Source organism: Mesorhizobium sp. M7A.F.Ca.ET.027.03.2.1, assembly GCF_003999175.1.
Taxonomy (GTDB): Bacteria; Pseudomonadota; Alphaproteobacteria; order Rhizobiales; family Rhizobiaceae; genus Mesorhizobium.
This window is the reverse complement of the sequence record NZ_RZOM01001031.1, coordinates 1-2216: the sequence shown is the minus strand read 5'-3', so window position 1 is coordinate 2216 and position 2216 is coordinate 1. Positions and strand designations below refer to the sequence as shown.

Genomic DNA, 2216 nt, shown 5'->3' with positions numbered 1-2216 from the left:
GCCTTACGTCGAGAGCGGCCTGCCGAAGCTGTTTTTTGCCGCGGCCGCCAAGCAACAATTGCCGGAGCGCGAGCGCCTGTTGCTTGCCATGGCCGACGTGACGCCGGAAATGCGCGGTGAGGTCGAGCAGGTCGCCAGCGATGCCGACATGCCGCTGGCGCCTCTCTACGGCGTGCTGATCAGCTCCGACGCCAGCCACCTTTCGGCGGACAGCCTGAATGCCCGGTTGCGCGAGGCGGCCGACGCCTTCGTCAAGGTGCGCGGCGAAATGAGGACGCTGGCCTCCGATGATCCGCAGGTGACGGAATTGCGCCGGCAGGCCGAGGAGCAGCTTTCGCTCGGCGCCTTCGATGGGGCTCGCGCCATCCTCGCAAAGGCCGCCGACATCGACAATGTTTCGCGCAACGCCTTGAAGGCCAACTTCGTCAACCGCACGCTGTCCGAGGCGGCGACGCGTTTCCTGTCCGGCGGTGCGGCGCGCGCCGACCTCGACTACGCCACGGCCATCAAGGACTATGAATCGGTGCTGGTCCTCTACGGCGAGGCCGGGCAAACCGATCTGACCCTGGACCAGGCCGACCGCCAGATCCGAACCCTGGACGAGCTCGGCAAGCTCTACACCCTTGTCGGCAACACCGATGCGGCAGGCCGCGCCTTTGCAGCGCTGGTTTCCAATCTCGAGCTGCGTTCGGCCCGGGAAACCGACCCGAGCGTCAAGCGCGATTTTGCCGTCAGCCACATCAAGCTCGGCAACATCAAGCTGGCGCAAGGAGACCTGCCGGAAGCGCTGGAAAACTATCGGACCGCCAGAACCATGCTCAGGGATTTGACCGCTGCCGAACCCGATCGGCTGTCATGGTTCAGCGACTTCGCCATGGCTGATGACAAGATCGGCAATGTGCTTGTGACGCAAGGCGATCTGGCTGGGGCCTCGCAGATCTACCAGGAAGGCTTGTCGGTCAAGAAGCAGCTTGCCGACAACGAGCCGGAGCGCGCCGAACTGCAGCGCGACCTGACCATCAGCTATGACGAGATCGGTGCACTGGCGCGTACCGCCGGCCAGTTGGACAACGCCCAGATGGCCTACGAGGAGAGCCTGAAGATCCGATTGGCATTGGCCGAAAAGAAGCCGCAGGATGCCGAACGGCAGCGCGATGTGTCGGTCAGCCATGATACGATCGGCGACCTCAAGCGCGAGCGCGGCGATGCGGCGGGCGCACTCGCGTCCTATAAAGCGGGCCATGCGATCGTCGAACAATTGGTGGGCCGCGACCCCGACAACAGTGAGCTGAAGCGCGACCTGTCTGTCGGCAACGCAAAGATGGGCAATGCGCTGAGCGATCAAGAGGAATGGCCGGCAGCCCTCGCCGCCTATAGGCAAGCCCTCTCGATAGCCCGCGTGCTGGCGGCCAGTGACCCTGCCAACGCCGACTGGCAACGCGACCTCTCGGTCAGCCTGGAGAAGGTCGCCGGCATTCTGGCGATACAGGGCGACCGCGCCGGAGCACTCAAGGCCTATACAGACAGTTTCGCTATCGCCGACCGGCTGGCCAAGCTCGACCCTGCCAATGCCGACTGGCAACGCGACCTGTCGATCACCCTGTCCGAGATCGGCATGCTCAAGGCCAAGCAGCGCGACGTCAAAGGCGCGCGGCAGGCTTTCCAGGACAGTCTCGACATCCGCCAGAAGCTCGCCCGGTCCGACCCAAACAACGCCACCTGGCAGCGCGACCTGGTGGTTGCCATGATCGACTACGCTCAGGTCGCCAAGAACCCCAAGACGGTGCTTTCGCAGGCGCTGGACATGACGCTGAAGCTCGACCGCAGCGGGCGGCTGGCGCCGCGATACAAGTTCATGATCAAGTTTCTCAGGGACCGGCTGGCCAAAGTGAAATAGGGCCTGACGGGAGGCTGCCATGGACAGCCGGCTCATTCCCCGTGAAATGCCTGCAAACCTTGGAAAAACCGCCTTTTGCGCCTATATCTAGTGCATATCAGAGGCGCGATTCGGAGCGGGTTTTTCGCGCCGTGCAAGCGGCATCCAGACAACAGGTTTTCATGAGCGATCAGATCGACAACAACAACGGCGCTGAAGCCGAATACGGCGCCGATTCCATCAAGGTTTTGAAGGGGTTGGATGCTGTCCGCAAACGCCCCGGAATGTATATCGGCGATACCGACGACGGTTCGGGCCTGCATCACATGGTCTATGAAGT

1 protein-coding gene is annotated in these 2216 nt (G+C 62.9%); it reads left to right on the top strand.

Annotation, left to right across the window (positions count from 1 at the left end; translation table 11 throughout):
- The coding region (locus EN750_RS30705) for a tetratricopeptide repeat protein (protein WP_127398971.1) at positions 1 to 1897 on the top strand (1897 nt) is incomplete at its 5' end.
- Positions 1898 to 2216 lie beyond the last annotated feature (319 nt).